The following is a 26,689-nucleotide window of genomic DNA, read 5'->3' as shown; positions in this document are numbered from 1 at the left end:
AATTGGATCTGTTTTTAACAAGTTAGTCCCCGGAAAAGTTATCGACCAATACCTCCCGATAGGAATTAAATATCTTCGATTTCGACATAAAGCCGATATAATGGCCATTCTCATCGACCACCGGAAGATTCCACGCTTTCGTATCGTCAAACGTCTGCATGATCTGATCCATCGGCGTGTTGATTACGATCTTGGCCGGGGCGGAAACCATGAACTTCGATACATGGAAACGATTATACAACTCCGGACGGAACATGATATTCCGGATATTATCCAGCAAGACGATACCCAGCAACACGCCCCGCTCGTCCACAACAGGGAAGGTGTTACGCCCGCTTCGGGAAATAACCTTTACCATATCGCCCAACGTCATCTCCGGAGACACCATCTGGAAATCTTTCTCGATCACGCTATCCGCCCGTAGCAAGGTAAGCACCGCCCTATCCTTATGGTGCGTCAGCAACTCGCCTTTCTGCGCCAAACGCATGGAGTAGATGCTATGAGGCTCGAACATAAGGATCGTGATATAGGAACTGATCGAGACGATCATCAAGGGGAGGAACAAATCATACCCACCCGTCAGCTCGGCAATCAAGAAAACCCCGGTCAAAGGAGCGTGCATCACCCCGGACATAATGCCCGCCATACCCAGCAAAGCGAAATTCTTCTCTGAGATATACATCGTGAACGGGAAATAATTAGACGTATGCGCAAAGATAAAACCGGCGATACAGCCCAGATACAAACTAGGAGCGAAGATACCACCGCAACCCCCTCCGGCATTCGTGGCGCTGGAAGCGAATACCTTCGTAAGCAAGATCAAGGTCAAGAAGATCAAGACCCCGAAATACGTATCGTTCAGATCGTAAAACAAACTCTTGTCCATGATATGCGAGAACTGCCCGTTCAGCAACGAGCCGATCGTATCATAGCCCTCACCATATAGTGGGGGGAACAGGAATATCAAGATACTCAGCATCACGCCGCCCAACATGAACTTCTTCCAATACGTACCCAACTTCCGGTACATCCCTTCCACCTTGTTCATCACACGGGTAAAATAAAGGGATACCAATCCGCAAAAAACACCCAGCAAGAGCACGTAAGGAATACGCTCGATCTCGAATGCCTCGGTCTGAGAGAACTTAAACATGGCCTCGGTGCCGGTAAAGATATAAGACATCGTAGCCGCCGTCACCGACGAGATCAGCAAAGGAAGCACGGAAGTCATCGTAAGGTCCAGCATCAATACCTCAATCACGAACACCAACCCGGCGATAGGCGCCTTGAAGATACCGGCGATCGCTCCGGCGGCACCACATCCCACGAGCAACATCAACGTCTTCTGCTCCATCCTGAACACCCGTCCCAGATTAGAACCGATAGCCGCCCCTGTCAATACGATAGGAGCCTCCGCCCCGACCGATCCACCAAAGCCGATCGTCACGGAACTGGCTACGATAGACGTCCATGTATTATGCGGCTTGATACGGCTCTTTCGTTGCGAGATGGCATACAAGATCTTCGTCACCCCATGGCCGATATCGTCACGCACGATATATTTCACGAACAAGCCGGCCAACAAGATACCGATCACCGGATAAAGCAAATAGAGATAGTTCACGCCGTCAGCACTGAAATTACCCGTCAATACATGTTGTATGAAATGGATCAATTGTTTCAATATGATAGCGGCCGCAGCTGTGCAAATTCCCACGATAAAGCTGATAATAAGGATAAAATGCTTCTCCTTGATGCGCTTTTCCCGCCATAACAACAATTTATAGAATAACCCTTCGTTAGCCATTTTAAATACCTTTACCTGTAAACACTGTTTTAACTGTATAAATGAGAATCGTTATGTCCAGAATCAAGGACATATTCTCATAGTATAATATATCATATTCCAAGCGCTCGATCATCTCATCCACGCTGCCGGCATATCCATATTTCACCATACCCAACGAGGTGATTCCCGGACGTACATTATGCAGCAGATAGTAGAAGGGGGCTTTCCTCACGATCCGCTCGATGAAATATTTACGTTCCGGACGGGGGCCAACTAGCGACATATCCCCTTTCAGCACGTTCCAGAACTGCGGTAACTCGTCCAAGCGGTATTTCCGCATCACCCGTCCGAAGGGAGTGATACGGGAATCGTCCTCGGAAGAGAGCAACGGGCCTTCCTCCTCGGCGTTCGTGTACATCGTACGGAACTTATAGATCATGAAAGGCTCGCCCATGTATCCGATCCGTTCCTGACTGAAAAACACCGGGCCGGGGGAATCCCGCTTCACCCGCCAAGCGATATACAGGAACAAGGGAGATAAGAGCACCAAGAAAATCAGAGATAACGTCTTATCCATAAAGAGCTTTACATTCTGCTCGATGGGCAAGAAGTTGTTATCCGTCACGTCCACCAGCGGAACGCCCTTTATCGCCTTGATCTTTACTTGCGATAATGAACTGGATTTATCCGCCAATATCTTGATCGGCCGTTTATAACAATATAACGAATACAGGATATCCATCAAACGGTTATTATCCACCGTCTCCAAGGCGACAACCAGCTCATCCACCTTTTTCTCCTCTACGATCACCGGCAAAGATTCTAGCCTACCGATCACACGATCTCCGGCGACCCCGCCCTTTTTCTCCGTACCATCGGAGACAAAACCGACGATATTATAACCCAAACCATACAGGTCGTCGGCAATACACGCCGCCTTCTTCCCCGCCCCAATCATCAATACATTCAACGCCCATTCCCTGCACTTTATCTTCCGTAACCCGGCCTGCGTAATCAATAACCGGGGAATATACGTCAAGACAAACTGCAATCCCCATAAAGAGAAAAACATATCATAATACACGTGATAAGAACGGGGCAAGTCATTCAGCACTAAGGCAAAAAACAAGATCACGACACCGATCGACACGCTCCCAAGGGTAGAGAACAACTCAGTAAGCCTCGACTTACCGAACGGTTTATTATAATAACCGGAAAACCAATATAATACGAACCAGAAAAACGGGATCAATAGCTGCCCCTTCAATGAGGGGATATGCAGCAAAAAGGCCCCGACGGTATCAAACCCTTCATACACCGCCACCTCCTCATAGCGTATCAGGTTAAATAATAACCAGACTACCGACGACGCTATAAAATCCGAGACAATATATTTTCCGGCTTGTACGCTTTTCTTCATCCTTATCTAATTACCTGCACAAGCCCACCGGCTCCTAACTTGATAATGCCGGACGGAGCGGCCTTGCTCATATCGTCCTGACGATAACTCACGATATAATCCACACCCTCCTTGATCACCTCCGATACCTCGCTGAAATTAGCGGGAGAAGGCTCGCCGCTTACGTTGGCGGAAGTAGAGACCAAAGGTTTACGGAAGCGCTCGCACAATTTCTTGGAGAACTCCTCGTTCGTGATACGGATACCCACGCTACCATCGGCTCCCAATAGATTTGTCGCCAAGTTCTTGGCACTTGAGTAAATGATGGTCAACGGCTTATCAGACACGCTAATCAAATCCCAAGCGATATCGGGAACATCCGACACGTACCTATCCAATTTAGCCTCGCTGTCCATCAAGACCAACATAGCCTTATTGTCTGTCCTTCGCTTTAGCTCGTACACTCTTTGTACGGCTTTTTCATTGGTAGCGTCGCAACCAATTCCCCAGATAGTGTCTGTAGGATAAAGTATTATGCCGCCTGCGGCCATTACTTCGCAAGCTTTTTTAATATCTTCCGTCATTGTATTTTATAATATTTAGGCAAATGTACGAATCATTCTCCTACTTCAAAAAAATAATAACAAAAAAACTATTTTCTTTAAGCCATACCGGATATACCATATTTAATTTCTAACTTTACGGGTTGAAATATATTGCGGAAATCTCGCCTTTGTCATACGGTAGATTAAGGATGACAAGGTATCCGTAGTATCAGGCAAGCAAAAAAGAAAAAAACAATATATAATGATTAACAAATGGAACTTTCAAACCCCATCAGAAGAAGAGTTACATAAGAGAGACCAATTGGTGGCTGAATTAGGATTCAGCCCGGTGATCTGTCTCTTGCTCGTTCAACGAGGTATCACTTCGATCGAAGAGGCGAAGAAATTCTTTAAACCCAGCTTGAACGATTTGCACGACCCGTTCCTTATGCCGGATATGGATAAGGCGGTGAGGCGCTTGAACAAAGCCTTGGGGAATAAAGAAAAGATTTTGATCTACGGCGATTACGACGTGGATGGAACGACAGCGGTATCGCTCGTCTTCAAGTATTTAAGACCTTACTCGTCTACCTTGGATTTCTATATCCCGGACCGGTACGACGAGGGGTACGGTATCTCTTACAAGGGTATCGATTATGCCGCCGAGAACGGCGTGTCGCTGGTTATCTCGCTGGATTGCGGTATCAAAGCGATCGAGAAGATCGAGTACGCCAAGGAGAAAGGCATCGACTTTATTATTTGCGACCACCATATGCCGGACGCCACTTTGCCGGACGCTGTCGCCGTATTGGATGCCAAGCGCTCGGATTCTATCTATCCGTATGAGCACTTATCGGGTTGCGGAGTAGGATTCAAGTTCATGCAGGCGTTCGCCAAGAGCAATAATTTCCCGTTCTCGGATCTGGAGAAGTTGTTGGAGCTGACGGCGGTCAGTATCGCCTCGGATATCGTCCCGATTACGGGAGAGAACCGCATCCTCGCCTATTACGGGCTGAAGCAATTGAACAGCAACCCCAGCCTCGGGCTGAAAGGGATTATCGATATCTGCGGATTGACCGGAAAGGAGATCACGATCAGTGATATCGTCTTCAAGATCGGTCCCCGTATCAACGCTTCCGGCCGTATGATGAACGGGAAGGAGGCGGTGGAACTGCTACTGTCCAAGGATAGCGCCAGTGCCCGGGAGAAGAGCGAGAGCATCAACCAATATAATGAGGAACGCCGGGAATTGGACAAGAAGATCACCGACGAGGCTAACGCTGTCATCGACGAAGTAGAGAACATGGATGACCGGAAGGCGATCGTGGTGTATAACCCGGGATGGCACAAAGGCGTGATCGGTATCGTAGCGTCCCGTTTGACCGAGAAGTATTACCGTCCGGCGGTCGTTCTTACCAAATCGTCCGAGTTGATCACCGGATCGGCACGTTCCGTAACAGGCTTCGATATTTACAAGGCGATAGAGAGTTGCCGGGATTTATTGGAGAATTTCGGGGGACATACCTACGCCGCCGGGCTTTCCCTTCGGGAGGAGAACCTAGAGGCATTCACCGAGCGTTTCTTGAAGATCGCATCCGAGGAGATCATACCGGAGCAGATGATCCCGCAGATCGATATCGACGCTATCTTGGATTTGAAAGAGATCAACCAGAAGTTCGTGAACGACCTAAAGAAGATGAGCCCGTTCGGGCCGGACAACCAAAAGCCCGTATTCTGTTCGCTTGGCGTAAAGGACTACGGCACCAGTAAGCTCGTGGGTAAGGAACTGGAGCATCTCAAGCTGGAATTGATCGACGGAAACTCAAGCACCCCCATGCACGCCATCGCTTTCGGCATGCACAGGTACAACGACCATATCAAGGGTATGAAGCCTTTCAACATCTGCTACACGGTGGAGGAGAACACCTACAACGGCAACACCTCTATCCAGCTGATGATCAAAGACATCAAACCCGACGATATATGAGGAGGACAGGTGGACGTTTACCATAAGATATTAGAGAAGTATTGGGGATACCCTGCTTTTCGCCCCTTGCAGGAGGATATTATCCATTCCGTCTGTGCCGGAAAAGATACGCTTGGGCTGATGCCTACGGGTGGTGGTAAATCCATCACCTTTCAGGTGCCGGCATTGGCGATGGAGGGGATTTGCATCGTCGTCACTCCCTTGATCGCATTGATGAAAGACCAAGTGGAGAACTTACGCCGGGTCGGCATCAAGGCTACGGCCGTTTATTCGGGCATGAGCCGGCAAGAGATCATCACGCAACTGGAGAATTGCATCTTCGGGGGGTATAAGTTCTTATATGTCTCCCCGGAGCGGCTTAGTACGGATATTTTCCGGGTCAAGATGGAGGCCATGCAGGTTTGTCTGCTGGTAATCGACGAGAGTCACTGTATCTCGCAATGGGGATATGATTTCCGTCCTTCTTATCTCAATATCGCTGAGATCCGGGACTTATTGCCGGGTGTTCCGGTATTAGCCTTGACCGCCACGGCTACCCCGGAAGTGGTGAATGACATACAAGAGCGTCTGCGGTTCAAGGAGAAGAACGTATTTCAAAAGAGCTTCGCCCGCAAAAATCTGGCTTATATTGTCCGGAAGACGGAGGATAAGTTAAATACACTCGTTTATATATTGGGAAAAGTTCCGGGTACGGCCATCGTATATGTCCGCAACCGGAAACGCACCAAGGAGATCGCCCTCATGCTGCAACAGGCGGGTATCTCCGCCGATTTCTTCCATGCCGGGTTAAACCGTGACGAGAAAGAACTGCGTCAGGCCCGTTGGAAAAACAACGAGTGCCGGGTAATCGTATCGACCAACGCTTTTGGTATGGGTATCGATAAGCCGGACGTGCGATTGGTCGTGCATATGGATATGCCGGGATCGTTGGAGGAATATTATCAAGAGGCCGGACGCGGGGGGCGTGATGAGAAGAAAGCCTTCGCCGTGGCTCTTTGTTCCTCCACGGATAGCGCCAAGCTAAAGAAACGGCTGGCGGATGAGTTTCCGGACAAGGAGTTTATCTATCGGGTCTATGAGGCGTTGGGTAATTATTACCAGATCGCCGTAGGGTACGGGCTAGATACGGTACACGATTTCTCATTGACGGATTTCTGTTCCGCTTATAAGTTCTCTTTATTGCAAGCGCATCATGCCTTGAAGATCCTTGGGCTATCGGGCTATATCGAATATACGGAGGAGGTAGACAACGCTTCCCGCCTGATGTTCACAGCTACCCGTGACGAGCTTTACAGGTATTTAAGTGAGAACAAGCGAACGGATGAGGTGATTCAGACAATCTTGCGTTCTTACACCGGGTTATTCGCAGATTATGTTTATATAGATGAGAGCGTAATCGCCACCCGTGCGAGAGTGACACCTCACGAGGTGTATGAGACCTTGGTAGGTTTATCCAGATACCGGATCGTAAACTACATCCCGCATAAGAAAACCCCGTTGATTATCTATACCCAGACCCGGGAGGAACAGCGGTACCTTTCCATACCCCGCTCGGCGTATGAGGAACGCAAGGAGCGTTTCGGGAAACGGATCGAGAAGGTGCTGGAATATATCAACGAGGAGCGGGTATGCCGTAGCCGCATGCTCCTATCCTATTTCGGCGAGGAAGATTCCGCCCCTTGTGGCTGTTGCGACGTATGCCTATCGAAGCATGAATCACAGCTTATGAATTGGGAATTCAACGCTATCCGGGAAAGTCTCATAAAGATATTGGCCGGGGAATCCCCTATCCCCGTGAAAGAACTTATTGAGAAATTACCTTTCCCTCAAGAGAAAATCCTCACGGCCATCCGCTTTCTGGCGGATCAAGATCCCCGATTCACATTAAGCGACGGCTATCTATCGCACGAGGATTCAGCAAAATAGCACGATGCCCATCGTAAGCTCCTTAGAATGCCCATTGTTAGCTTGCTAGAATGCCCATCATAAGGAGCTTACAATGGGCATTCTAATAAACCATGTATCACCGCTTATAATTACTCCGATTAGATACTTGTTTTTCCGTCGGGAAATCAGCGGGAACCTTTTGGGTTACCTTGCCGGTAGCGGCCCATTCCGCACCTCTTAACAAGGTAATCTGGAAGCCGGCGCATTGCATAGCCGGACAATTCTCTACCGTTTCCCCCGCGTGCCCTAACATCGTATGAAATATACGGGCATTCCCATAATCAACCGTAAAGATCAACGGCTCCTCACGGCCGGAACCTCCGGTCTCCTTATCCGAATAAGCCGTATACAAGCAATCCTTTATATTTCCCGGGCCACGCATACGATCATATAACTCATCCTGCGCATGTTTCCATTTATTCGGCAGCCCCTTCATGATCGGATGCTCATGGTTCCGGGCATTCAGCACATACTCATGCTGCTTGCCATGAGAGCCACCCACGCCCGCCGAGCTATCCTTTATCAACTTACCATCGCTCCAATATACATAGGGTCCCGCTTTCTCATCCCGGTTCTCCCAACCGCCCAAGGCACAAATCTTATTGTATTCCGGCCAGTTCACGAAGGCGTTATCAGCGGCATGATAGACCACGACACCTCCACCTCCTCGCACATATTCCAAGAAACGACGGTTTGTCTCCTCCGGCCAAGCATCCCCATTATAATCCAGCACCACCAGCTCGTAAGGACTGAAATCCAAGACAAAGCCGGACATATCCTTCCCTGCCTCCGGAGAGACCGCGAAATCCACGGAGAAGCGTCCCGAGTTCTCCAATATCTGTTTAAGCACCACATGGCTCACCTGCCAATTATGGTTATTCTGCCCCGTTATTAATAACGTCTTGATCGGCTTACGGGCCGACATGCCGCATACAACCAGTAAAGCGGCCAAAAGGAAAACGACCTTCCTACAAAATACATGTCTCATGGTATGAATCAGATTTAAGTAAACAATTGATTATCCGTCTTTATTTATCATAACAAAGGGAAGCGGCACCGAATAGCCCCGGATTCTCCAGCTTAGAGAAACGTATCTTCAAGTTCTTGATAGAGTTCGGATAAGCGAAATCCTTCAAGTCCTCATACATGCTCTCCTCAAACAACTCATGGGCGGCGGTCACCGAGCCTCCGAAGACGATCATCTCCGGATCTACCGTCAATACCACGATCTTGATAGCGGCGGCCACATGTACGCCCAACTGCCGGTAAGCCTCCAGCGCCTGCTCGTCCTTCCGCATCGCACGGGTGTACATCTCCTTCCCATCCACGCCCCATACGTTCATGAAATAGGAACCGCTACAGAAATATTCCAAGATCTGTCCTTGGTAGGGAATCATGCCAAATTCTCCCGAGCCACAATTAGCGTCGGCCAACAGCTTGCCATTCTGGATAATTCCACCCCCCAAGCCCGTACCCAAGGTGAGGCCCACGAAGTTATCAACCGTCTTTCCTTCGCCAAAGATACGCTCACCCAGAGCGAAGCAATTCGCGTCGTTATCCACATAAACCGGCACGGAGAAGCAAGCCTCCAAGATCTCCTTCAAATGTACCTCCTCCCAATGCGGGATATTCACCACGTTATATACGATCCCCTTCTCACGATCCACCACGCTCGGCACACCGATACCGATAGCTACCACACTCTCGTCCCACACGGAACGGATCACCTCTATCAAAGCCTCCAATGTCTCCTCGCAATCCGCGGCGTCCTTGGGAGTCGGGGCGCTCCCCTGAGCCACTAATCGATCCCCTACGATACGGCCGGCACGCATATTCGTCCCCCCTAAATCCACTCCGATATAAGCGTTTTTCTTCTCTACACTCATTCTTTCCACGATATTAATTAGATTATACTCCCACAAAGCTAACAAAAAAGGCAATGTTACGAATAACATCACCTTTTAAACTGATAAATTTAATACATCTATGCTTTTTATTTTCCCCGGCGTCAACTCCATCCAGCACGTATACCGACATCGCCTCACGCCTACGCTCGCATAGGCCAACGTCGATATACGTGTGAGGCAATGCCGATATACGTGTAAGACGGCACCATTATAACTACCGCATCAAGCGAAGAACAAGATCAATAATTGCGCCGTAAGTACCCTCAAGAACATGGTCAAGGGGTATACCGTAGCGTAACCTACGGAAGGAGCGTCGTTTCCAGCCGTAGCGTTCGAGTAAGCCAAAGCGGGCGGATCCGTCGTACTACCGGCGATCAAGCCCATTAAGGTGAAATAATTGATCTTATAGAAATAACGGCCTACACAACCGATGATCAGCAAAGGAATCGTTGTGATAATGAAACCGTAACCGATCCAAGCGAATCCACCATTGTTCACGATCGTATCCACAAAACCATCGCCGGCACTGATACCCACACAAGCGAGGAAGAGGGTGATACCGATCTCACGCAACATCAAGTTAGCGCTCTGGGTCGTATAGGTAACCAGCTTATAACGGTAACCAAAACGGCTAATCAAGATCGCCACGATCAACGGACCTCCCGCCAAACCTAACTTAACCGGTTGCGGAATGCCCGGGAACGTGATAGGAATACTCCCCAAGACAATACCGAGGGCAATGCCGATAAAGATCGTGATCAAGTTCGGCTCGTTCAAGCGTTTCAAGGAGTTACCCAATACCTTTTCTACATTCGAGACAGCCGTCTCGGTACCCACCACATTCACACGGTCGCCCACCTGCAACGTCAGACCCGGCGTAGCTACCAAGTCCACGCCCGCACGGTTGATACGGGTGATATTGATACCATATAATTTACGCAGTTTCAACTGTCCCAGCTTCTTGCCGTTCAACTCCGGTTTCGTGATCAAGATACGGCGGTTGATAAACTGGCTCTCCATACGAATCCATTGCTTGCGCTCCATATCGATCTCCTCGCCAATGAATGTCTTTACGGACTCGGCATCTTGATCGGTCGTGATCACGAAAATCTTATCATCCTCATTCAAGATCGTACCGGCGGAAGCGATCTCGATCTGCTTGTTATCATTACGCCATACACGGGAAATCACGAAATCCAGATGATCCATCAAACCGGATAACTCCCCTACCGTCTTACCGAAAACCGCCGGGTTCTTTACGACCAGCGAGATCGGTTTCGCCTCATTCGTATGCGAGGCATCCTCCTTATTCAAATCGTCATTCTCCTTATCGAAATTCACACGGAATACGTAACGTACGAAAATGATCGAAAGAATAATACCGATCACGCCCAGCGGATAAGCCACGGCGTAACCCAAGGCGATCGTATTATCTGAAACCCCGTACATATCGGAATAAGCCTGCTGAGCCGCACCTAATCCGGGGGTATTCGTCACCGCCCCCGATAAAATACCCACCATCGTAGGCATCGGAATACCTGTCACGAAATGCAATACCAAAGCCGTAGCCACGCCAAGGAAGACAATTCCACAGGCTAGCATATTCAACGTGATTCCCCCCTGCCTAAAAGACGAGAAGAAACCCGGCCCGACTTGCATACCTACCGAATAAACAAATAAGATCAATCCAAATTCCTTAAAGAAATGAATCACATTGTGGTTAACCGTAAACCCAAAATGCCCTAAAATAATACCTACAAACAACACCAAGGTAATCCCAAGCGAAATCCCAAACACCTTTATCTTTCCCAACTGAATGCCGGCGGCAATCACGAAAGATAGTAAAAGGATAGAATGCCCGATACCTTCTCCCCATAATAAGTCGTTTATCCAATCCATGCTAAAATCTTTAAAAATCTTATTACCTATTAATAAAGACGCGAAGTTAGGCATTTACTTTGTGTTTTACAACATAACACCTATATTTACCTTTTAAATTAAAATCTCATGAAAAAGATATATTACATTTTATCAGCATTGTTCCTTTGCGTGGTAGCCACCTCGGCGCAAGAAGCTGGAAAAACGGTAGTTATTAAAACCAATGTAGGTACTATGAAGGCCATCCTGTACGATGATGTGCCTAATCACACCCGTACTTTCATCGAACGGGCAAAACGGGGGGATTTCAACGGGACCTTATTCACCCGTGTCCTGCCGGAGTTTATGATCCAAGGAGGAGCCCCGGATTCCAAGAACGCTCCCGCCGGTGCTAAATGCGGCTTTGGCGATCCTTCCGCCGAGATACCGCCCGAGATCAACGAGAAATATTTCCATAAGAAAGGAGCCTTGGCCGCTCCCCGCCAACCGGACGATATCAACCCGCAAAAGAAATCGGATATGTCGCAATTCTTTATCGTGCAGGGGAAGGTCTATAGGGAAACCGAACTGGATACGTTAGAGCGTACCGCCAACTATCCGGCCCGGCAAAAGGCCCTGAAGGAGTTTTATGCGCCGGTACGTGCGGAGCTGAATATGATAAAGATGAGTAACAAACGGGAGTACCAGAAGCGATTGAGAGCGATCAACGCCCAGATAGACTCCGTTATTCAAGCAACTCCCGGGCATTTGCTATTTACGGACGAGCAACGGAAGGCTTATACCACCGTAGGCGGTTGCCATCATCTGGACGGCACCTATACGATCTTCGGGGAGCTGACGGAGGGATTCGACGTTTTGGATCAGATCGCCACCCAGCCGAAAGACCAGAATGACCGTCCGAAGAAAGACATCCGCATCCAAAGTATAACGATCGAATAATTCACCACTCCTATGTTAAAGAGAGATTTCATCATGGTACAGATCGAGGAACTGGGCAAAGTGATCGCCCAGATCATCTTCAATCGTAATTCCAACGATGGGGCACGCAAGAACCCCGAGTTAATCCAATCCGTCTACACATTCTTAAAACTGGATAACGATTTCTTGCTGAACACGCCTATCGACGGTATCCGCACTTATCTGGACGGTGATGATTCGTGCGGCCTCCAACGCATGGAGCTGGCGAGCAAGACCTTGCTGGAAGAAAGTTTCCTTTTGCCGGAGGCGCAAGGTAAAAAACTCCGGGCAAGAGCGAAAGAGCTATTGGAATATATCCAACGCAACGACACTACGTTCTCGTTGGAACGAGTGGCGTTGCTGGAAGAGATAAATAACTATTGAATAGATTGCGGATCGGTGGTAGGGCCTTCCACGACTAGAAGGCCATTCTCATTGATTCGCATTTTATCGATGAATACGACCCGCTCATCCCCTGTCTTCTGGGTACGCCCGTGGTAAACGCAATACATTTGTTTTCCGTCCTTCGACCAAGTAACGCTATTATGTCCGGTACCCGTGACGATACCGCCTTTTTCCACGTTCTTCTCCAGCACCGGATTATTAGATGCCTTCTCAAACGGTCCTAACGGATGTTCGGACACGGCATATCCCACCGCATAATTTGCCCCGCCAAAATAATTAGCGGAATACATCATATAATACAAGCCGTTGTGACGTAGCATGAAAGAGCCTTCCGTCCAACGACGTCCGACCTCCCCTTTGGTAACCGAGCGACTTTCCCACTCACTTTGCGCATCATCCAATTTTACGGGTGGACGCAGCAGAAGTACGGGTTCCCCAATTACGTGCGTAAGATCCGGAGCGACCTCCACCCCGTAAATCCAGCTTTCCTCAACGGAGTCGAACATGCCTTTCTTCTTTGCCTCATCGGCGATCTCGCTTTCTACCGGATGCTTATAGCAACAACGGGAATAATAGAGATAGGTACGGCCATCCTCATCCTCGATCAAGTTTCCGTCGATTACAGGATATCCCGGATCAAACAAAGGAGCATCGGCCAATTCCTTAAATGGTCCGGTCGGCTTATCCGACACAGCTACGCCGATACGGAAATTTTCCTCCTCGTTGGTCGGATTCTTCCGCCAATCCGCACTGAAGAACATATAGAACTTCCCGTCACGCTCGTACACTTCCGGCGCCCAGAAATTAGCGATTGCCCAAGAATCGGGCGTATTGCCCCGATAAACCTGCCCTTCCGACTTCCAATGGATCAAATCATCGGAAGAATAGGCGCAAAAACCGTCTACAGCCCCGGCACCGGTACCATACATATAATAACGTCCGTCCGAGGCCAACAATACGTATGGATCGCCAAACTGGACCGACAAAGGATTACTGTACGTTAATTCCGGCTCTTCCGCAGCAGACTTCTTTCCCGTACAACCCGCATTCAAACACATAAGAACTCCCAGACAAAGGGATATTCCTATTTTCATACCACTTTTCATTTTTCTTATTTATTGGATTCTAAATTATACACTCCTTCCGCACAACGTTCCCCGTCGATGGCAGCGGATACGATTCCTCCCGCATACCCCGCTCCCTCACCGCAAGGGAAAAGACCTTTTACCGTGACGTGTTGATAGGTATCCCGATCACGGACGATACGAACCGGAGCGGATGTACGGGTCTCTACGCCGATCATGGTTGCCTCGTTGGTCAAGAAGCCTCTAGAGACCTTACCGAAATAACGGAAACCTTCCCGCAGGCGACTGGTCACGAATTCCGGCATCCAAAAATGCAACGGAGAGGCCAGCAGACCCGGCGTATACGAGGAAACCGGTAAATCGAAAGAGTTCTTCTTCCGCATGAAATCATCCATGCGCTGGGCGGGAGCCGTTTGCTTCATGCCTCCATTCAACCAACAGACCTCTTCCAGACGTTCCTGAAAGGCCATCAACGCTAATGGGGAGTCCGCATCCACCTTCTCGCCATTCCGAAGATAAAGCTCCTCCTGCCCTACCAGTTCGGAATAATCTTCCGGACGGATCTCTACCACCATCCCTGAGTTAGACCAGCGGGAACCCCGGTTAGAAGGCGACATTCCATTTACCACGACCTGCTTAGGTCCGCTCGCCGCAGGAACTACGAAACCTCCCGGACACATACAGAAGGAATAGACGCCCCGGTTATTCGCTTGCGTCACAAAACTATACTCTGCCGCAGGAAGATATTTCCCACGACCTTCTTTCCGATGATACTGGATTTGGTCGATCAATTCCTGAGGATGTTCCAGACGAACACCGACTGCGATCCCTTTCGCCTCGATCTGGATCTGGCGTTCGTATAAATAGTTATAGACATCACGGGCGGAATGGCCGGTAGCTAAGATAACAGGCCCGTAAAAGCTCTTTCCCGTATTCGTCTCGATGCCGATCACCTCGTTCTCTTTCATGATAAAAGCATCCATACGGGTCTCGAAATGTACCTCACCTCCGCATCGCTTGATTTGCTCCCGGATATTCTCGATCACACGGGGGAGCTTATCGGTTCCGATATGCGGATGGGCATCCGCCAAGATAGAGGGACTTGCCCCAAACTGGCAAAAGATATTCAGTATCTTATCTACCGAGCCTCTTTTCTTGCTACGGGTATACAGCTTTCCATCAGAATAAGCGCCGGCACCGCCCTCACCAAAACTATAATTTGATTCTCCGTTCACCTTATGCTCACGACTGATCAAGGCGATATCTTTCTTGCGTTCCCGCACGTCCTTACCTCGCTCGACGATGATGGGGCGCAAACCTAACTCTATCAAGCGCAAGGCGGCGAACAGACCTCCCGGACCGGCTCCTACGACGATCACAGGTTTCCCTGCCGAGACATCTTTATACTCTATCAATTGATATTCCGGCTCGCTAGGCATCTCGTTCATGAAAACACGCAGTTTCACGTTGACAAATATCGTTCGCTGGCGTGCGTCTATCGAACGTTTCAATACACGTACGGCCCGGATATTTTTCGGAGCCTCACCCGTCTCACGGGCTACTACTTGCCTTAGCGATTGCTCATTAACAGCCTCTTCCGGCAATATCCTGAGTTGTAATTCTTTTATCATTGTTTATTATATATTAACCGAATAGTTGCCGAAAGGCTTCCTCCACTTTCTTTACCTGTACGATTTGAATCTTGCTCTTCGCCGTATCGAAACCTTTTAGATTATTATGCGGAATGATAATCCGGGAGAAACCCAGCTTCTCCGCCTCCAAGATACGTTGCTCAATACGGTTGACCGGACGGATCTCTCCGGACAAGCCCACCTCGCCAGCCATACAAACACCCGGCTCGATGCTGATATCCAAGCTAGAAGAAAGGATAGAACTGATTACCGCCAAATCGATAGCCGGATCATTCACTTTCAAACCTCCGGCGATATTCAGGAAAACATCTTTCTGGATCAACTTAAAACCCGCCCTTTTCTCCAATACTGCCAATAACATATTCATTCGGCGTAAATCGAATCCGGTGGCGCTACGTTGCGGCGTACCGTAAACCGCCGAGCTGACCAAGGCTTGCGTCTCGATCAAGAAAGGACGTACCCCCTCGATAGCGGCGGCGATGGCGACACCGCTCAGTCCCTCATGATTCTGGGTTAATAATAACTCGGATGGATTGCTGACCTCACGAAGCCCGTTCTGGCGCATCTCGTAAATCCCTAGTTCCGCCGTACTGCCAAAACGGTTCTTGATGCTCCGCAGGATACGATACATATAATGCTGATCGCCCTCAAACTGCAACACCGTATCCACGATATGCTCCAATACCTTCGGACCGGCGATACTGCCTTCCTTATTGATATGGCCGATCAATAAGACCGGGACACCGCTTTCCTTGGCGTATTTCAAGATAGCGGCACTACACTCACGTACTTGGGAAACACTGCCGGGGGAAGATTCCACGACTTCCGTAAAGATGGTTTGTATGGAATCTATGATCATCAAGTCCGGCTGGATATTGGCCGCTTGCGTAAAAATCTGTTCCAGATGCGTCTCGCATAGGATGAAACAGTTCGGATTATCATGCGATAATCGGTCCGCCCGGAGTTTCAACTGGCGACTGCTCTCCTCGCCCGAGACATATAGGGTTTTCAAGCCTGTCAAGCCCAACACGGTTTGCAAGACCAAGGTAGATTTTCCGATTCCCGGCTCTCCACCGATCAAGACCAAAGAGCCCTTCACCAAGCCTCCGCCGAGGACCCTATTTAATTCATCATCTTTTAAATCGATACGGGCCTCCTCTTCCGTCGTTATATCACGCAATAACACCGGACGGATCTTATTGCCCTCCATAATACCGGGAACTGGCCGCTTCACGGCAGGCTCCTTTGTTACGATCTCCTCTACATAAGTGTTCCACTCCCCACAATTCGGGCATTTACCCAGCCATTTCGGGGAATCAGCGCCACAGTTAGAGCAGACATATACGGTTTTTGTTTTCGCCATTCTATCCTGAATTTGGCGTAAAGATACAAAAAACTACTTTTCCCCTACCACAACGATCTTCTTTCCGATACCGCAGCCCTTCTTAATTTCCGGGCTACCTTTCTCCTTATACAAGAATCCGCGGAACATACCGCCACTGTTATAAGGCATGGCGATATTTCCTAGTTTATCCACGGCGATCAAGCCGCCGTTGCCGGCGTTCGTATTCAATTCCGTATGGATGATATAATCCGCCGCTTTCTCTACGCTTTCCTTAAGGTATTTATAGCGGGCACACACATCGAACGCTACCGCATGACGGATAAAATACTCGCCATGCCCCGTACAGGAGACGGCGCAACTGTTATTATCCGCATACGTTCCCGCCCCGATCACGGGCGAATCACCGATACGCCCCCAACGTTTCTTGAACATACCGCCGGTACTGGTCCCGGCCGTTAAGTTTCCTTGCTTATCCAGAACGACACAGCCTACCGTACCGTTCTTCTTACTTTCTTGCTTTAACTTCTCGATCCACTCCATCGTCTTGGGCGTAGCGAAATACATATTGTCTTCTACCATTTCCAAGCCTTGTTCCTTGGCGAACTCCTCAGCACCGGCTCCGCTCAGCATGACATGCGGAGATTTTGTCTTTACGGCATAGGCGGCATTGATCGGATGCTTCACGTGTTTTAAGCCAGCTACAGCGCCTGCGCTTAAATCCTTGCCTTCCATGATGGAAGCGTCCAACTCAAAAGTTCCCTCCACCGTACAGGTAGCACCAATTCCGGCGTTAAACAACGGATTTCCCTCGAAGTAATTGATTACGGCCATCACCGCTTCCGGCCCCTCGCCTCCCGCAGAAAGGACCTTATCTCCAATCATTAAAGCGGAGTCCAATGCGGCGTAATATTGAGCCGACTTAACCGGATCTTCCTCCAATCCGGCCATCGCCCCCGCACCACCATGTACCACGATTACATACTCCCGGTCTTGCGCAAAAGCAATGGATGACACCATCAAAGCCGTCAAGGCTATCATTTGTTTTAACATGCTATTATATTTAATCATTTATACAATGCTCAAAAATAGAACAAATATCTGAATTATCTTAGAGACATAGACTTATTTCCCGATTTTTATCCGTACATTTACCTCGAACGGTAATCTCTTAAATAATAACATTATGGAAGAATACATCGATTCTATCATAAGAGTGGGAAAGATATTGATCGGAAGCATAATGGTCGTGTTCGTACTCTGGTACATCGTAAAGGATATTGTCAAGGCTTATGGGAAAGATTCGCATGAACCGGATTAAAAAAAGTGCCGTGGCGATATGACCACGGCACTTCTCTTCATTATATCATAGAGAGCTATTTCATTCGTTCGTATACCATACCGGTCCCGGCTGGCTGCCCATGACGAACTCCAATGTCGCCCCGCTCATGATTTGCTCGTGGGTGATATAACTCTTATCATAAGGTTGTCCGTTCAGCTTCACGGATTGGATATAAATATTCTCCGCAGAGACCTCGGGAGCCAAAACCGTAAAGATCTTGCCATTGCCTACATGCATCTTCACCTCCGGGAACAACGGGGAACCGATCTCATATTGGCCGCTGATCGGATCAACCGGATAGAATCCCATGGCGCTGAACACAAACCAAGCGGACATCTGCCCACAGTCCTCATTACCGCAAATACCGTCCGGAGCATTCAGATACAAGTCATGTAATACCTGAGCCACGTATTTCTGGGTCTTCCAAGGCTGGCCGACCTTATTATATAAGTAGATCACATGATGGCTCGGCTCATTTCCATGCGCATATTGACCAATCATGCCTGTACTAAAGATAGGCAATTCCTCATCCGATTTGGGGACATAGGTAAACATACTATCCAATTTCTCGGCGAAACGTTCCTTACTTCCTACCAATCCGATCAAACCGTCCAGATCTTGCGGCACGGACCAGAAATATTGCCAACCATTGCTCTCGCAAATATCTTCCGTATAATCATCGGGGCTGAAATTAGCGGCAAAGTTTCCTTTCTCATCACGAGGCTGCATAAAGGAAGTTGCCGGATTGTACACATTATGATAATTCTGTGAACGTTTAAAGAATTCGTCGGCGATCTCTTTCTTACCCATCTTCTCAGCCATCTTAGCGATGCAATAATCATCGTAGGCATACTCCAAGGTCTTCGATAAAGACCAGTTCTCCCATTTTTTCGGATCGCTATAAGCCGGTACGTAGCCCAACTTCTTATAATCGCCGATACCCCGATAGTCATCCCGGTTGGCTGTCGCTATACAAGCCTCCAGCGCTTTCTCGGCATTGAAATCACCGATACCTTTCAGATAAGCGTCTACGATAACGGGCACCGCATGATAACCGATCATCATATTCGTTTCCCAGCCATAAAGGTTCCATAAAGGCAAAGCCCCGTTCTGCTCATAGAACTTCAAGAAACCCTTGATCATATCATTCGCCCGTTCCGGCTCCGTATACGTAAACAACGGATGGGAGGCACGGTAGGTATCCCATAAAGAGAAAGTAGAGTAATTCGTCCATCCGTCCGCTTTATGGATTTGCTGATCCGGGCCGTAATAAGAACCATCCACGTCGCTATAGATCGTCGGGGCGATCATGGAATGATACAAGGCCGTATAGAATTTCACCATATCGTCTGTATTCCGGCTCTTCACCTCAATCTTGGAAAGCTGTCGGTTCCAATTCGCGCTAGCCTGCGCTTGATAGTAATCGAAATCATCCTTCGGGGCTTCCGCACGCAAATTCTTTCCCGCTCCCTCCATGCTGACGCCAGAGATTCCGGTCGTGACAAGGATTTCCTCATCCTTCTTCGTATTGAAATCGAAACGGGCCACATAGGCCGTACCGATCCAACCTTTTTCCTTGGTCACGATAGAAGTCGTATCCATATGACAAGCCACGAAAGGCTTAGAGAAACGGGTCTCGAAATAAACATGCTGCAAGGGAGACCAGCCTTGGGATAGGCGGTATCCACGAATCGTCGTAGAGTCTACCACCTCGATCTTGGAATCCAAGGTAAAGTCCCAATTCATCGCCTTCTTCAAGTTCAAGAATACCGAAGCCTCGGCCTCCGGGAAGGTATACCGCTGGATACCGCAACGCTCGGTAGCCGTAAGCTCCACGTTAATGTTATAATCCTTCAGCAATACCCGGTAATATCCTGCGGAAGCCGCCTCGTCATTATGCGAGAACGTGGAATAGATTCCTAACGGCGCCGGGGCCTCTTTATAAGGACGGGTCACGGGCATAAAAGAGATATCGTATAAATCGCCTGCCCCCGTACCGGAAAGGTGCGTATGGCTAAAGCCGGCGATCGTCGTATCCGGATAGAAATACCCCGAGATGCGATCCCAACCCGGCAAACCGTTATCCGGGCTCAATTGTACCATACCAAAAGGAACTTGGGCTCCCGGGTAGGTATTGCCGGTAAAATCCGTACCGATCATGGGGTTCACATACTGCGAGTAATCCGCCTCCTGTTTCTTTTCAGGCGTGCAGGCCACGAGTGCCAGCAAAGAGACCGCCAATATAGACATGTGCTTCATGTTATGCAATTCGTTTTGAGTTTGAGCAAACATACATAAATTATTTCGAAAGAGAAACAGTTTACGGGGAAAACTTTCTATTTTCATCGGGGTGAAAATCTTTTTTCATTATGATGAGAATCTATTTTCATCAAGGAGAAAATCTTTTTTCATCAAGACGAGAATTCGGTGGAATCCTTTAACTTTGTACAAAAACTACGATAACATGGAAGATAAAACATCGACACTTCGTTTGATCTATCCCCAATGGCAAGGTGGGATCGTGAATCATTGGATGCCCGACCTTCCTGCGGACGACGCTTCCAGAGGGTATTACCTAGGAGCTCAATTACTCAATATCCTCGCTCCCCCAAGTCCCCAGAAAACCGTGGAAGTACCCATCTCACTAGATATAAACGATAGAGAAACGGATCTAGGGATCAGCGCCCGCAAGGTTATTCTGAAACAAACAAAAGCAGCCCTCGAATTACTGCACGAAAACGCTCCAGAAAAGATTGTCACCTTAGGGGGCGAATGTTCGGTAAGTGTCGTACCCTTCACCTATCTGGCTGCTAAATATCCGGATGATATAGCCATTGTCTGGATAGACGCACATCCGGATATAAACTTGCCGTATGACGAGTATAAGGGATATCATGCGATGGCCCTTACGGCCTGTCTAGGGATGGGTGATGAAGAGATTCTTCAATTATTACCGGGAAAGTTCAAGGTCTCGAATACCTTAATCGTAGGTTTACGCTCGTGGGATGAGGGCATGAAAGAACGGCAGAAGAACTTAGGTATAAAAGGTTTATCACCAGAGGAGGTGGCGAAGGATAGTTCCTCCATCCTCAAGTGGTTAAAAGGGACGGGCGCATCCAAAGTTGTCGTTCACTTCGATATGGACGTAATCGATCCGGCGGATATGATAGCGGGAGTCGGCGTAGAGCCTAACGGGATGAAAATAGACGAGGTCGTACGTGTTATCAACAATATAGCATCCAAGTATGATCTGGTAGGTCTTACGGTAGCCGAGCCGATGCCTCGTATAGCCATCAAGCTAAGGAATATGCTGGACCGGTTACCTTTATTGAAATAATAAAAAAAGACGTAGCCCTTAAACAGAGTTACGTCTTTTTTATATTACATTATTATAACTTTCGGGATTTATTCCTCATTATTATCTTCCTCATTCTCCTCGTCTTCTTCCTTTGGGGCTTTTTTCACGAAGAACGCACTCAACTCATACAAACCGTAGAGCGGTAAGAATACGATACTTAACGTAAACGGATCACTACTTGGAGTGATGAACGCCGCACCAACTAACAAGCCGACAACAGCATGCCGTCTGTATTTATGAAAGAACGAGCGGTTTAGCAGCCCTATCTGAGATAATAGCCAAGATACCAATGGCATCTCAAATACGATTCCCATCACGAATATCAACATCAAGAAGTTATCCATGTAAGAATCAAGGGATACCTGTTCCGTAATGGCGGCACTCAACTCGTAAGTCGCCAAGAAACGTAGTGTCATCGGGAACACCAAGAAATAACCCACTGAGCATCCGATAAAGAACATTATCGTTCCGAACAAGAATACCCAACGTACATTTTTCTTCTCATTTTCGTAAAGAGCCGGACTTACGAACTTCCAGATCTCCCACATCAAATAGGGGAAAGTCAATAATAACGCCAACCAGAAAGAACTTGTCATATGCGTGAAGAACTGGGAAGCCAGCTTGATATTGACAATGTTCACATGGAAAGTATCATTACAAAAGTCCGGGAGAAAAGAAAAATGAGAACTAATCTTACACATTTCCCGATAGACGATGAAATCGGAGCTACACGGGGCCATCACGACATTATCGAACAGCCACGGCATTACCGAGAACCCGGCTATAGCAAAAACAAAGAGCGCTAAAATAGAACGAAATAAAGTCCAACGAAGTTCTTCTAGGTGATCCCAGAATGACATTTCTTCTTGTTGCATCTTCCTTTACTTCTTTTCCGTATCGTCTAATTTGATATCGTCTTCCAATCCTTTTACACCGTCCTTGAAATTCTTCACGCCCTTACCGATACCTTTCATCAGCTCAGGAATTTTCTTACCACCGAAAAGCAATAACACAACAATGGCGATGATCACGATCTCGCCTGTACCTAAGTTTCCTAAAAATAGTAATTCATTCATGATATTATAATATTAGTCATTAATATTCTCGTTTCTATGGGGGCAAAGATACAATTTGTAATGAATAGTAGCCTCATTATTCCAAATTTATTACCTTTGCACCGTCTTAAAAAACTGAAATTAGAAAAAAATTAGAAAGATGAAAGCGTACGTATTTCCCGGTCAGGGGGCACAGTTCGTAGGTATGGGCAAAGACCTCTACGATAATAATCCTCTTGCTAAAGAGATGTTTGAGAAGGCTAACGAGATCCTTGGTTTCCGTATCACGGATTTAATGTTTGCCGGAACAGACGAGGATCTGAGACAAACCAAAGTTACTCAACCAGCGATCTTCTTACACTCTGTCATTCTCGCGAAAACATTAGGTGATCAATTCCAACCGGATATGACCGCAGGTCACTCATTAGGAGAATTCTCTGCCTTGGTAGCTGCCGGAGCATTGTCTTTCGAGGACGGCTTGGTATTAGTTTCCAAACGTGCCATGGCTATGCAAAAGGCTTGCGAGGCAACTCCCTCTACAATGGCCGCCGTATTAGCCTTGCCGGATGCGACGGTTGAGGAAATTTGCGCGAGCATCAAGGACGAGGTAGTGGTTTGCGCTAACTATAATTGCCCGGGCCAATTGGTAATCTCCGGCTCTATCCCCGGTATCGATCAGGCTTGCGAGAAGTTATTGGCCGCAGGCGCTAAGCGTGCCTTGAAGTTGAAAGTAGGTGGAGCGTTCCATTCTCCATTGATGGAACCAGCTCGTACTGAGTTGGCTGCCGCTATCGAGGCTACGACGATCAATAAACCTTCTTGCCCGGTTTACCAGAACGTAAGCACGAAAGCCGAGACTTGCCCGGAAACAATTAAGACTAACTTGATCGCACAGTTAACCGCCCCGGTACGTTGGACCCAAAGCGTACAGAACATGATCGCCGACGGTGCCACTCATTTCATCGAGTTAGGCCCGGGTGCCGTTCTTCAGGGATTAGTTAAAAAGATCAATAAGGAAATGACTACGGAAGGTATGCAATAATTTATCTTTCAATGTAATAGGATAAAAGTCCGAAAAGGATGGAGGGTGATTTTCCTCGTCTTTTCCGGACTTTTTTATATACGATGATGATTCGAAAAGATCTTGAATGCTAAACTAATCAAAGGCCAACGTTGTTTTATACTATAAACACAATTCAGAATATAGAAAATGGAAACAATACAACAGAAAAATAGGATTATCCTACTTTGGCCGGATGGAGCGCCCACTAGTAATGGATTGGCCGGCGTAGAATTGGAAGATGCCCCGAATGCCATATCCAATATATCGAACCCTTCCCTATTGGTTTATCCGGCGACGAAGCCGAATGGCAAGGCGATCTTGATGTGTCCGGGTGGCGGACTTTCCAAGATTTCGATCGGACATGAGGGGCGTGATATGGCCGCATGGTTTAACGCGCAAGGTATTACTTATGCCGTATTGAAATACCGGATGCCGAACGGACATAGGGAAGTTCCTCTGGACGATGTTCGCCAAGGTCTCCGCATCCTCCATAATTACTCGGAAGAGTGGAAGATTACGAAGGTCGGTGTCATGGGTGCCTCCATTGGCGGTTATATCGCCGGGCATGCCGCAATATTCGGGGTAGACGACGCACGTCCAGATTTCCAAATACTCCTTTATCCGGTTATCAGTATGCTACCTCATTTAACGCACCTTAAATCGAGGGAACGGCTATTAGGAGCGAATCCCACGCATGAGGAAGAGGAAGCTTTCTCTCTGGAATTGCACGTAAACGCACTGACACCTCCCGCCTTTATAGCGTTGGCTTCGGATGACGAGGCGGTTAGCCCGGAGAATAGCGTGCTTTATTATCTCGCTTTGCTAAAAAACAAGGTGTCCGCCTCCTTACATATTTACCCAAAAGGCGGCCATAGTTTTGGGTTCCGGGACAACTTCGTATACAAACGTCAATGGACTGACGAACTGGAGAAATGGCTAAGCACGATTGAGTAAATCTCAAAAAAACGGTGCCACACAAATAAATGCGTGACACCGAAAAAGTATATATAAAACAGACCAAGCAGGTTCGCTATTTAGCGTTCCACCAAAGTGGAGTAGTCGTCAAGTCCGGGCCGCCCAAAAGCTGGAGAGCTTGCGCATAACCCGCTTGATTATTCGTTTGGATATTCGCCGGATAACGATAACGTTTCGGGTAGAAATCCCAACGGCATTCCTTAGAGGTAGCGACCGTCAAAGGAACTTGATTCAATGGGTTGTAATCCTTCTCTACCGCTTGGTTCTCGAAGAAAGGAAGACCTAAACGACGATGATCGCTCCAAGCCTCTTCCGGCAACCAAGGAACTTGCGCTATATATTTCTGGGTGATAATCTTCGTAAGGGCGTCATTATTATAAGCGCCATTCCGATAGATCGAGTTATGGGGATATTCATACGTACGGCTTTTTACCTCCTTCGTATAGGGGTCCGTATAACGGATCGTATATGATTTCGCCTCTGTCGTATGGTCGAAAGCGACGGAAGTACCTACACGGTTGTATTTCTGAGACGATAGGTAATCACCGACTTGGCTCAATAAGCCATGATACTCAAAACTAGCCGTAACACCAGACTCATAATTGGATTTAGCCGTTCCCGGAACTTTCCAGCCTTTCACCGCAGCCTCCGCCAATAAGAAGTAACTTTCCCACGGGCCGAAGAAGACACGCTTATTGGTGCTCATTCGATATTGTTTCGATATAGAGGGATAATTATAATTCTTACCTGTCAGCTCACTTACCAGACCGGCTTTCACGTCCCATTCTCCGGCGACCCAAGTGCCCCACGTATATTTCGGATCGATCGTCAACATATTCTGGGTATTATCCGCCGGATTCTTCAAGTGAACCGGCTTCACCTCGCTGGCCGCACCGATATAATCGGAATAAACCACACCATCATCCCAGCCCACTACACTAAACAACTTCGGGGCACGGGGATCTACATATTGAGGTATACCGTCGAAATAGAAACCGGCGCACGGATCATTCGTCGTCAGCGGGAAGTGCTGGTTCAAATATAAACCTTGATAATCGTATGGATTCTTCAAATGGCTTTTTAAGGAGTCCGGCAACGGAAATTCCTGTCCACCCAAACCAACTACCAAGTTCTTAAACGTCACGGACATCGCCTGCCCATTCCAAGGACGAGACATCACGCTCGTCAGCTCATCCCAACCCTCTTTCTCCTGCACGGAAGCGATATCGGTTGGCTCGGAAATAAATGTCTTAGAGGCGGCATCCTCAAATTCCGCTTTCGCTAAGGCAGGATCGACAGCCGAGATACGCATCGCCAAACGCATACGCAAGGAGTTGGCGTACTTCTTCCATTTCGCAACATTTCCCGCATAGAAAGCATCCTCGTTAGCCATAGCGGACATATCCAAGGAGGGGTCCAACGCAGACTCAGCTTCCCGTAACTCTTTCAATATAAATTGATAGATAGCCTCTACACTATCGTACTCAGCCGGTACACCGGAGAAAGCGGCTAACGCTGGGATCGGCCCGAAACCGTCAGCGACTTCCGAGTTCAAGTAAGCACGCCAGATACGGGACATCTGGATTACGTTCTTATAATAGGGATAGGTATCCGCCTCCCCATTGGCAACCATCCGCTCTCCCAGCTGGATCGCTTTGGTCACTTGATTCAGCCAACCTACGGCGTAATCATTACTCAAGTAGATCGTACTATAATCATTGTTATCCGTACCGATCGTAAAACCACTTCCCCTATTGAAACGGGAAGCACGGTCCCAGTACAAGATAAAGATACGCTCGGCTATCTCTGGGTTCATCTGGTCTCCCATGATAGAGGCATTCAGGAACCATTGGGGCTTCACCTTATCCTCTCCCACAAGATTCGGGTCCTCATTGATCTCCTGAAAGTCATTACAGGAAGAAAGAAGAGCAGCCACCGATACCAATCCGGTAAAAAGTATATTTCTTGTTTTCATCTTCATCATTTTTATCGTAATTCAAATT

Annotated in this window: 22 protein-coding genes; 8 read left to right on the top strand and 14 right to left on the bottom strand. The window is 48.1% G+C overall.

Annotated elements, in window-relative coordinates:
* Positions 1–22: 22 nt before the first annotated feature.
* From CI960_RS05580 to CI960_RS05570, 3 genes are read right to left on the bottom strand one after another with little or no spacing between them, the layout of a single operon-like run.
* Positions 23–1,807: a chloride channel protein gene (locus CI960_RS05580; protein WP_005858223.1), complete on the bottom strand. Its 1,785-nt coding sequence runs from the start codon at positions 1,805–1,807 to the stop codon at positions 23–25.
* Between the two features lies 1 nt (position 1,808).
* A complete protein-coding gene (locus CI960_RS05575; protein WP_005858225.1) occupies positions 1,809–3,209 on the bottom strand; it encodes a sugar transferase in 1,401 nt (466 codons plus the stop codon).
* Positions 3,210–3,211: 2 nt separating this feature from the next.
* Positions 3,212–3,772: an L-threonylcarbamoyladenylate synthase gene (locus CI960_RS05570; protein WP_008779520.1), complete on the bottom strand. Its 561-nt coding sequence runs from the start codon at positions 3,770–3,772 to the stop codon at positions 3,212–3,214.
* Positions 3,773–3,995: 223 nt separating this feature from the next.
* Between CI960_RS05570 and recJ the strand changes: the two genes are divergently transcribed.
* Both recJ and CI960_RS05560 read left to right on the top strand, forming a co-directional pair.
* The gene (recJ, locus tag CI960_RS05565; RefSeq protein ID WP_005858229.1) at positions 3,996–5,720 is read left to right on the top strand and encodes a single-stranded-DNA-specific exonuclease RecJ; all 1,725 of its coding nucleotides are present in this window, start codon (positions 3,996–3,998) and stop codon (positions 5,718–5,720) included.
* 9 nt (positions 5,721–5,729) lie between these two features.
* Positions 5,730–7,646: an ATP-dependent DNA helicase RecQ gene (locus tag CI960_RS05560; RefSeq protein WP_009017107.1), complete on the top strand. Its 1,917-nt coding sequence runs from the start codon at positions 5,730–5,732 to the stop codon at positions 7,644–7,646.
* Between the two features lie 97 nt (positions 7,647–7,743).
* Here CI960_RS05560 and CI960_RS05555 read toward each other — a convergent pair whose 3' ends face one another.
* The 3 genes from CI960_RS05555 to CI960_RS05545 form a co-directional block, all read right to left on the bottom strand.
* A complete protein-coding gene (locus tag CI960_RS05555; RefSeq protein WP_005858233.1) occupies positions 7,744–8,655 on the bottom strand; it encodes a ThuA domain-containing protein in 912 nt (303 codons plus the stop codon).
* A gap of 40 nt (positions 8,656–8,695) precedes the next feature.
* Positions 8,696–9,553, bottom strand: a complete 858-nt coding sequence (locus tag CI960_RS05550) for an ROK family protein (RefSeq protein ID WP_036629002.1) — start codon at positions 9,551–9,553, stop codon at positions 8,696–8,698.
* 243 nt (positions 9,554–9,796) lie between these two features.
* Positions 9,797–11,473, bottom strand: coding sequence for a putative transporter (locus tag CI960_RS05545; protein ID WP_036629009.1), 1,677 nt, complete (start codon positions 11,471–11,473; stop codon positions 9,797–9,799).
* Between the two features lie 108 nt (positions 11,474–11,581).
* Between CI960_RS05545 and CI960_RS05540 the strand changes: the two genes are divergently transcribed.
* Together CI960_RS05540 and CI960_RS05535 are read left to right on the top strand one after the other, a co-directional pair.
* Positions 11,582–12,391 carry a peptidylprolyl isomerase gene (locus tag CI960_RS05540; protein WP_005858239.1) on the top strand — a complete coding sequence of 270 codons (810 nt, stop codon included), beginning with the start codon at positions 11,582–11,584 and terminating at the stop codon, positions 12,389–12,391.
* Positions 12,392–12,403: 12 nt separating this feature from the next.
* Positions 12,404–12,793: a hypothetical protein gene (locus tag CI960_RS05535; RefSeq protein ID WP_005858241.1), complete on the top strand. Its 390-nt coding sequence runs from the start codon at positions 12,404–12,406 to the stop codon at positions 12,791–12,793.
* Here CI960_RS05535 and CI960_RS05530 read toward each other — a convergent pair.
* From CI960_RS05530 to CI960_RS05515, 4 genes are read right to left on the bottom strand one after another with little or no spacing between them, the layout of a single operon-like run.
* Entirely contained in the window at positions 12,787–13,908 is a 1,122-nt protein-coding gene (locus CI960_RS05530) for a glycoside hydrolase family 43 protein (RefSeq protein WP_005858243.1), read from the bottom strand. The genes CI960_RS05535 and CI960_RS05530 overlap by 7 nt on opposite strands.
* Before the next feature lie 17 nt (positions 13,909–13,925).
* Positions 13,926–15,530, bottom strand: coding sequence for an NAD(P)/FAD-dependent oxidoreductase (locus tag CI960_RS05525; RefSeq protein WP_005858245.1), 1,605 nt, complete (start codon positions 15,528–15,530; stop codon positions 13,926–13,928).
* 13 nt (positions 15,531–15,543) lie between these two features.
* Positions 15,544–16,914 (bottom strand): DNA repair protein RadA, encoded by a 1,371-nt coding sequence (gene radA, locus CI960_RS05520; RefSeq protein WP_005858247.1) that lies wholly within the window; start codon positions 16,912–16,914, stop codon positions 15,544–15,546.
* A 33-nt stretch (positions 16,915–16,947) separates the two neighbouring features.
* The gene (locus CI960_RS05515; protein ID WP_005858249.1) at positions 16,948–17,946 is read right to left on the bottom strand and encodes an isoaspartyl peptidase/L-asparaginase family protein; all 999 of its coding nucleotides are present in this window, start codon (positions 17,944–17,946) and stop codon (positions 16,948–16,950) included.
* Positions 17,947–18,079: 133 nt separating this feature from the next.
* Here CI960_RS05515 and CI960_RS23765 point away from each other — a divergent pair, with 133 nt between their 5' ends.
* Positions 18,080–18,214 (top strand): hypothetical protein, encoded by a 135-nt coding sequence (locus CI960_RS23765; RefSeq protein ID WP_005858250.1) that lies wholly within the window; start codon positions 18,080–18,082, stop codon positions 18,212–18,214.
* 60 nt (positions 18,215–18,274) lie between these two features.
* On the opposite strand, the gene CI960_RS05510 is transcribed toward CI960_RS23765, so the two are convergent.
* Positions 18,275–20,581 carry a GH92 family glycosyl hydrolase gene (locus CI960_RS05510; RefSeq protein ID WP_005858252.1) on the bottom strand — a complete coding sequence of 769 codons (2,307 nt, stop codon included), beginning with the start codon at positions 20,579–20,581 and terminating at the stop codon, positions 18,275–18,277.
* Between the two features lie 118 nt (positions 20,582–20,699).
* Between CI960_RS05510 and CI960_RS05505 the strand changes: the two genes are divergently transcribed.
* Entirely contained in the window at positions 20,700–21,572 is an 873-nt protein-coding gene (locus tag CI960_RS05505; RefSeq protein ID WP_005858254.1) for an arginase family protein, read from the top strand.
* Between the two features lie 68 nt (positions 21,573–21,640).
* Here CI960_RS05505 and tatC read toward each other — a convergent pair whose 3' ends face one another.
* Complete coding sequence (gene tatC, locus CI960_RS05500) at positions 21,641–22,468, bottom strand: twin-arginine translocase subunit TatC (protein ID WP_005858256.1); 828 nt, start codon at positions 22,466–22,468, stop codon at positions 21,641–21,643.
* Between the two features lie 6 nt (positions 22,469–22,474).
* Positions 22,475–22,669, bottom strand: coding sequence for a twin-arginine translocase TatA/TatE family subunit (locus CI960_RS05495; protein ID WP_005858259.1), 195 nt, complete (start codon positions 22,667–22,669; stop codon positions 22,475–22,477).
* A 139-nt stretch (positions 22,670–22,808) separates the two neighbouring features.
* On the opposite strand from CI960_RS05495, the gene fabD reads away from it, so the two are divergent.
* Positions 22,809–23,690, top strand: a complete 882-nt coding sequence (fabD, locus tag CI960_RS05490; protein ID WP_005858261.1) for an ACP S-malonyltransferase — start codon at positions 22,809–22,811, stop codon at positions 23,688–23,690.
* A gap of 168 nt (positions 23,691–23,858) precedes the next feature.
* Positions 23,859–24,665 (top strand): alpha/beta hydrolase, encoded by an 807-nt coding sequence (locus CI960_RS05485; protein WP_005858263.1) that lies wholly within the window; start codon positions 23,859–23,861, stop codon positions 24,663–24,665.
* A 76-nt stretch (positions 24,666–24,741) separates the two neighbouring features.
* Here the strand turns inward: CI960_RS05485 and CI960_RS05480 are convergent, their stop codons facing one another.
* A complete protein-coding gene (locus CI960_RS05480) occupies positions 24,742–26,661 on the bottom strand; it encodes a SusD/RagB family nutrient-binding outer membrane lipoprotein (RefSeq protein ID WP_005858265.1) in 1,920 nt (639 codons plus the stop codon).
* Positions 26,662–26,689: the final 28 nt, after the last annotated feature.

The sequence above is a fragment of the Parabacteroides sp. CT06 genome (genome assembly GCF_002257605.1).
GTDB lineage: Bacteria > Bacteroidota > Bacteroidia > Bacteroidales > Tannerellaceae > Parabacteroides > Parabacteroides distasonis.
The sequence above is the reverse complement of the archived record's forward strand: the minus strand, read 5'-3'. Positions and strand labels throughout refer to the sequence as shown.

What these genes read in the sequence shown, in the direction of transcription:
- CI960_RS05580 (WP_005858223.1), bottom strand. Translation starts at nt 1,807, where the DNA reads ATGGCTAACGAAGGGTTATTCTATAAATTGTTGTTATGGCGGGAAAAG.
- CI960_RS05575 (WP_005858225.1), bottom strand. Translation starts at nt 3,209, where the DNA reads ATGAAGAAAAGCGTACAAGCCGGAAAATATATTGTCTCGGATTTTATA.
- CI960_RS05570 (WP_008779520.1), bottom strand. Translation starts at nt 3,772, where the DNA reads ATGACGGAAGATATTAAAAAAGCTTGCGAAGTAATGGCCGCAGGCGGC.
- recJ (WP_005858229.1), top strand. Translation starts at nt 3,996, where the DNA reads ATGATTAACAAATGGAACTTTCAAACCCCATCAGAAGAAGAGTTACAT.
- CI960_RS05555 (WP_005858233.1), bottom strand. Translation starts at nt 8,655, where the DNA reads ATGAGACATGTATTTTGTAGGAAGGTCGTTTTCCTTTTGGCCGCTTTA.
- CI960_RS05550 (WP_036629002.1), bottom strand. Translation starts at nt 9,553, where the DNA reads ATGAGTGTAGAGAAGAAAAACGCTTATATCGGAGTGGATTTAGGGGGG.
- CI960_RS05545 (WP_036629009.1), bottom strand. Translation starts at nt 11,473, where the DNA reads ATGGATTGGATAAACGACTTATTATGGGGAGAAGGTATCGGGCATTCT.
- CI960_RS05540 (WP_005858239.1), top strand. Translation starts at nt 11,582, where the DNA reads ATGAAAAAGATATATTACATTTTATCAGCATTGTTCCTTTGCGTGGTA.
- CI960_RS05535 (WP_005858241.1), top strand. Translation starts at nt 12,404, where the DNA reads ATGTTAAAGAGAGATTTCATCATGGTACAGATCGAGGAACTGGGCAAA.
- CI960_RS05530 (WP_005858243.1), bottom strand. Translation starts at nt 13,908, where the DNA reads ATGAAAATAGGAATATCCCTTTGTCTGGGAGTTCTTATGTGTTTGAAT.
- CI960_RS05525 (WP_005858245.1), bottom strand. Translation starts at nt 15,530, where the DNA reads ATGATAAAAGAATTACAACTCAGGATATTGCCGGAAGAGGCTGTTAAT.
- radA (WP_005858247.1), bottom strand. Translation starts at nt 16,914, where the DNA reads ATGGCGAAAACAAAAACCGTATATGTCTGCTCTAACTGTGGCGCTGAT.
- CI960_RS05515 (WP_005858249.1), bottom strand. Translation starts at nt 17,946, where the DNA reads ATGTTAAAACAAATGATAGCCTTGACGGCTTTGATGGTGTCATCCATT.
- CI960_RS23765 (WP_005858250.1), top strand. Translation starts at nt 18,080, where the DNA reads ATGGAAGAATACATCGATTCTATCATAAGAGTGGGAAAGATATTGATC.
- CI960_RS05510 (WP_005858252.1), bottom strand. Translation starts at nt 20,581, where the DNA reads ATGAAAATAGAAAGTTTTCCCCGTAAACTGTTTCTCTTTCGAAATAAT.
- CI960_RS05505 (WP_005858254.1), top strand. Translation starts at nt 20,700, where the DNA reads ATGGAAGATAAAACATCGACACTTCGTTTGATCTATCCCCAATGGCAA.
- tatC (WP_005858256.1), bottom strand. Translation starts at nt 22,468, where the DNA reads ATGCAACAAGAAGAAATGTCATTCTGGGATCACCTAGAAGAACTTCGT.
- CI960_RS05495 (WP_005858259.1), bottom strand. Translation starts at nt 22,669, where the DNA reads ATGAATGAATTACTATTTTTAGGAAACTTAGGTACAGGCGAGATCGTG.
- fabD (WP_005858261.1), top strand. Translation starts at nt 22,809, where the DNA reads ATGAAAGCGTACGTATTTCCCGGTCAGGGGGCACAGTTCGTAGGTATG.
- CI960_RS05485 (WP_005858263.1), top strand. Translation starts at nt 23,859, where the DNA reads ATGGAAACAATACAACAGAAAAATAGGATTATCCTACTTTGGCCGGAT.
- CI960_RS05480 (WP_005858265.1), bottom strand. Translation starts at nt 26,661, where the DNA reads ATGAAAACAAGAAATATACTTTTTACCGGATTGGTATCGGTGGCTGCT.